The organism is Vibrio sp. V42_P2S4T144, assembly GCF_009904715.1.
In the GTDB taxonomy this organism is placed as follows: Bacteria; Pseudomonadota; Gammaproteobacteria; order Enterobacterales; family Vibrionaceae; genus Vibrio; species Vibrio alginolyticus.
In genome coordinates this window covers 1-5107 of sequence record NZ_WXWS01000436.1, presented here as the reverse complement: position 1 = coordinate 5107, position 5107 = coordinate 1, and the positions used below count along the sequence as shown (strand labels likewise).

General features: G+C 46.4%; 5 protein-coding genes. 4 read left to right on the top strand and 1 reads right to left on the bottom strand.

Features of this window, described 5'->3' with window-relative positions; translation table 11 throughout:
- The 4 genes from CAG68_RS14650 to CAG68_RS14635 all read left to right on the top strand — a co-directional run.
- On the top strand, window positions 1-600 hold a 600-nt coding region (locus CAG68_RS14650), incomplete at its 5' end, for a response regulator (protein WP_161441311.1).
- A complete protein-coding gene (gene creC / locus CAG68_RS14645; protein WP_025768606.1) occupies window positions 600-2042 on the top strand; it encodes a two-component system sensor histidine kinase CreC in 1443 nt (480 codons plus the stop codon). The genes CAG68_RS14650 and creC, both read left to right, overlap by 1 nt.
- A gap of 75 nt (window positions 2043-2117) precedes the next feature.
- Window positions 2118-3458 carry a cell envelope integrity protein CreD gene (gene creD / locus CAG68_RS14640; RefSeq protein WP_065275496.1) on the top strand — a complete coding sequence of 447 codons (1341 nt, stop codon included), beginning with the start codon at window positions 2118-2120 and terminating at the stop codon, window positions 3456-3458.
- Entirely contained in the window at window positions 3445-3873 is a 429-nt protein-coding gene (locus CAG68_RS14635; protein WP_065275495.1) for a ribosomal maturation YjgA family protein, read from the top strand. The genes creD and CAG68_RS14635 overlap by 14 nt, the downstream gene beginning before the upstream one ends.
- Before the next feature lie 507 nt (window positions 3874-4380).
- On the opposite strand, the gene CAG68_RS14630 is transcribed toward CAG68_RS14635, so the two are convergent.
- The gene (locus CAG68_RS14630) at window positions 4381-5055 is read right to left on the bottom strand and encodes a fructose-6-phosphate aldolase (RefSeq protein WP_053304029.1); all 675 of its coding nucleotides are present in this window, start codon (window positions 5053-5055) and stop codon (window positions 4381-4383) included.
- Window positions 5056-5107 lie beyond the last annotated feature (52 nt).

The following is a 5107-nucleotide window of genomic DNA, read 5'->3' as shown; positions in this document are numbered from 1 at the left end:
GGAGAGGGCTTAGCTTTTTTGCAGCACAACTCCGCAGCGTTACTTGTCTTAGACGTAGGCTTACCGGATGGCAATGGTTTTGAATTATGCAAAACCATCCGTGAGTTTTCTGATATTCCCATTATCTTTCTCACAGCAAGAAGCGATGAAATTGACCGCGTCGTGGGCTTGGAGATTGGCGCGGATGATTACGTGACTAAGCCATTTAGCCCGCGCGAAATGCTGGCGCGCATTAAACTTCGAATCAAAGCTAAAGCGCCAATGATAGAGCACAAACCAGAGCCTGTAGCTGTTCCAGAACAGCCTCAATTGAACCAAGGTTTGGTTGCGCAAAACTTCGATTATGGTGTTGGCGGGCAAATGCTTGGGTTAACGGCGGTCGAATTTAAGATTCTCGATAAACTGATTTCCGTCTCTTCCAATGTATTGAGCCGAGAGCAGCTCATGGTCGCGGCAGACATGGCGCCAGAGGCTGCGTACGAGCGCAATATCGATACTCATATCAAAGCTATTCGCCATAAGTTGAAGCCGTTTGGGATGTCTGAACGTATCTGTACCAAGCGTGGCTTTGGTTACTTCTACTGCATTAAAGGTGAATGATGAATCGCTGGCCGAAGATCCCGCTTGGACTCAGACTGTTTTTTCTCTACTTCATCCTAGTCGGAATGACGGCTTACATGGTGAGCAAAACGGTCGTCCAAGAACTTAAGCCAACCGTGCGTCAAACCACTGAAGAGACGCTGGTGGATATGGCGAACTTGCTCGCGGTATTGGCAGAAGAGGACGTTGCAAACGGAAAGTTGTCTGAGAGTCGCTTCTCCAAACTATTAACGGCTTATGGGCAGCGAGAACCTCAAGCGCGCATTTGGGAAATCGGTAAAAAAGCGATTAACCATCGAATTTACATCACCGATAAACAAGGGATTGTGATTGCGGATTCTTGGCAGCAAGACGTAGGCAAAGACTACTCGCAATGGAACGATGTTTATCTCACGTTGCGTGGTCAATACGGCGCGCGCAGTACCATCGAAGACCCGAAAGATCCGCTTTCAACCGTCATGCACGTTGCTGCGCCCATCTACCACAAAGGCGAAATCATTGGCAGCGTGACGGTGGCAAAATCCAATCGCTCAGTACAACCCTTCATCGATCTTTCTAAACGCAATGTGCTGTTTTGGATGGTATGGATGAGTGGTTTAGTGCTATTGGCAGGGGCATTGTTTGCTTGGCGAATTCACTCGGCATTGAACAAGCTAGAAGACTACGCGACCAAAATGGGTGAGGGCAAAAAGGTCTCTAAGCCGACATTTCGTATCTTTTATGAGTACGGCACGCTAAGTGATGCATTAGAGAAAATGCGCAATCAGCTCGATGGTAAGCAGTATGTGGAAGAGTACGTACAGACGCTGACTCATGAGCTGAAAAGCCCGTTATCAGCGATTAAAGGCGCGAGTGAAATATTGCAAATGCCGTTGCCTGAAGAAAAGGTCACGCGCTTTGCTGGCAACATTGAGCGAGAAAGCGACCGCATGCAGTCATTGATTGATAAGTTGCTCGAACTGGCTCGTCTTGAAAAGCGCCCCGAGTTAGAACAAGTCGAAGCTATCTCGCTAGAACAAATGGTCAATGAAGTGGTTGAGTCGGCGGATGCGCGTTTGAGTGCTAAGTCGGTCACTGCCAAAATCCAAATTGATGACCATCTCTCCGTACTTGGTGATGCCTTCTTACTGAAACAAGCCGTTTTTAACCTGATGGACAATGCGCTGGATTTTGTTCATTCAGAGGGATGCATTGAATGGAAAACTGAGGTCACGAAAGAAAAGGTGTGCCTGTCGATTTTCAATTCAGGTCCTCACATTCCCGACTATGCATTGCCTCGTTTAACCGAGCGCTTCTACTCCCTCGCTCGGGAAAATGGTGTTAAGAGCACTGGGCTCGGGCTGAATTTTGTTGAGCAAGTGATCAAGCTGCACAAAGGTCAGTTGCAAGTCGAAAACGTCGATGCTGGCGTGAAAGTGACCCTGATTTTACCAACTCCATAGAAACTCCACATTAGCTCCATTCGTTCTCCAAATTGCTGATTTAGATTACTTCCATCAGCAAATGGAGAATGAAACATGAAAAAGATCCTCAATAACCAACTCGGCACGAAGTTCGCCTTCGTGCTGTTTTTGTTTGTCTTACTGCAAATCCCGCTTTCAATGGTCACAGGACTGATCTCAGAACGCTCATATCGCCAAGATGAAGTCAGAAACGACATCGCACGCAGCAGCAGCGGCGAACAGCGCATCATTGGTCCATTCATCATGGTTAACTACACCGAAACCAGTTACCGAGATGACAAAGTACAGATTAAAGAGCGTCGTAAATTTCTTTTACCTAGCACTTTTGATATGAGCGCGAATCTGGACAGTTTTGAAAAGTACCGAGGCATTTACCGCGCGCGTTTATACAAAGCACAAGTGGCACTGAAAGGCGCTTTTGATGCAGACGATCTCGCGGCGTTGCAGGGGCTTGATATTGAAAACATGAGCCTAGTGGTTGGCATTGAAGACAGCCGTGGATTGATTCGTTTGGATGACATGACCATGGCGAGTGCTGACATCGAAGTCGCACCGGGAACGGGGTTAAATCAGTTGCCACAAGGCTTCCACAGTGATCTGACACTTGCAGACGTAAACGCAGAACAACCTTTGGCATTCGATCTTAACTTCTTGCTGCAAGGGATGGGTCAGCTTCAAGTCACACCAATCGGCAGTCAAACAACGGTTGAACTCTCTTCAACTTGGGCACATCCAAGCTTTATTGGTGATTACTTACCGGTGTCGTCAGAGGTATCTGAAGATGGATTTAACGCGCAATGGGCGAGCAACAACTTCTCTACCAATATCGCGCAGCTGTTCCAAAGCTGTTTGTCATCGAATCACGCTTGTCACGAGCTTGAACAGCGACAAATGGGCGTAGATTTGATTGACCCTGTTGATCACTATTTGAAGTCTCACCGAGCTGTGAACTATTCACTGTTGGTTATCACATTAGTGTTTGCGAGTTTTTTCTTACTGGAGCTGTTCCAAGCGCGTCCGGTTCACCCAGTGCAATACGGCTTTATTGGTCTGGCTTTAGCACTTTTCTATCTGTTGCTGATTTCGATGAGTGAACACCTCGGCTTTAACTGGGCATATGTGGTGTCGGCAGTTGCATCGACCTGGCTTTTAAGTGTGTACGTGAGCGGTATGTTGAGCAACACCAAACACGGCGCGATATTTGGAGCGTGTTTGCTCACTCTCTACGGATTACTGTTTGGCTTGCTACAAGCAGAAAGCTACGCATTGGTCATGGGGACATTACTGTGTTTCGCGATTTTGAGCTTCACTATGGTCATTACACGAAACATCGACTGGTACGCACGAAATAAGAAAGCGGAAGAAAGTGCAAAGGCGAATCATGAAGATGTTTAAACGAGCAATTCTCACTGAGCAGCCAAGCGATATGGTGGAAGAAACGTGTGCTATCCACCTGCGATTATCTGCAAAAAATGGACTGAAAAGCTTGGTGTGTTTTATCGCATTGGTCGTTATTGCGCTCTATGTTCGAGACAGCTTTATTCGTCCGACATTTGGTGATGTTCTGGTTGTGGTTTGGCTCTACTACTTTCTTGCAAGCTTGTTCTCCATGCCCGTTAACTGGATGGTTTCACTGGTGGTGTTGATTGCGTTTGCCGTCGAGTTGGGGCAATTGCTTCAGGTCGCAGCTTGGCTTGGTATCGAATCTTCATCGCCTCTGGCTGTAATTTTGGGCGCCACATTTGATTGGAAAGATCTGCTGGCTTACTGCATCGGAGGTCTACTGTGTTGGTGGATGGAAAAGAAATGAAAACCGAGATGAAAGCCATTGTGCTACCAAACCGACTCCGCCATTCCAAACGAGGTATTCGTAAGAGGGTCAAAATCAGTTTACTCAAGCGCGTGTACCTTTGGTCACTGACCAATAGAGAACTTCTGTAAACCTCGCCTCTTTATATGAAATACAAAAAGGGAATCTTAACTCACCGGCGCACAGGGTGAGTTAAGACTCCCTTTATTAATAGGGTCTATTGAGCTTTCAAGCTGATTTTTGCAGCTATTTGTGGGTAATTTATATGAGGCAGAGACATTTGAAATGTAGTTGGTGTAACTGATAAGCCGGTAATGAAGTAGAAATGAACCACAAACGCTGCCCGAAGGGTTCGGCTAAAAGCGTTTTACTCTTTGTTGAGAGGTAATTGCTTAGAATGACTAGGCGGCAAACCTCTCGCCGCGATTAAAACGCTTTTATCTCGAACAAAATCTAACCATGAAAGTTCAATAGACCCTAACTAAGACATCTAGCTGCTACTTTTAATTAGCTTTCAAATGAAAGTTTCTCGCCGAACGTCTCTTTCCAGTCTTTATCGAACTGTTCAACCGCAGGTTTTACTGCTGGGTGAGCGAACATTTGCGCTGCCACATCGGTTGGCAATGTAATGGCTTCGATGCCCAGTTTCATCACCTCCATCGCTTGTTGAGTGTTCTTGAAGCTGGCTGCCAAAATCTTCGCTGGTAGTTGGTTTTGATCGAGCAACAATTGAAGATCCGCAACCACTTCAACACCGTTGCCGTTCATCGTATCAATGCGGTTTACGTAAGGTGCTAGGTAGTCTGCACCGCACAGTGCTGCAAGGAAACCTTGTTGAGCTGAATAGATAGCGGTAGCAAGAACCTGAATTCCCTCTTTTTTCATTAGCTTAATTGCAGCTAAGCCTGTTTCTGTTGCTGGCACTTTTACCACCATGTCGTAAGGCAATTCATTCAGTTGGCGTGCTTCTGCCACCATGCCTTCGACGGTTGAACTCACTACTTGAGCGTGAAAGCGAGGTGTCCCGCCAAGTGCTTCTTGCATGCCTGCTAGGGTTTCATTCAGTCCCTGTTTTGACTTCGCCAAAATGCTTGGGTTTGTCGTCACGCCTTTTAGCGGTAGGCACTGGTTAAAGCGTTTTACTTCTGCCACATCAGCAGTATCTAAATAAAGTTCAATCATGGTTTCTACCTTAAACAAAATCTTCGTTTTGATGATGGGATCACTATAGATC

Excerpts from the sequence above, each read along its gene's own strand:
- CAG68_RS14635 (WP_065275495.1), top strand. The coding sequence starts at position 3,445 with ATGAAGATGTTTAAACGAGCAATTCTCACTGAGCAGCCAAGCGATATG.
- creD (WP_065275496.1), top strand. The coding sequence starts at position 2,118 with ATGAAAAAGATCCTCAATAACCAACTCGGCACGAAGTTCGCCTTCGTG.
- CAG68_RS14630 (WP_053304029.1), bottom strand. The coding sequence starts at position 5,055 with ATGATTGAACTTTATTTAGATACTGCTGATGTGGCAGAAGTAAAACGC.
- creC (WP_025768606.1), top strand. The coding sequence starts at position 600 with ATGAATCGCTGGCCGAAGATCCCGCTTGGACTCAGACTGTTTTTTCTC.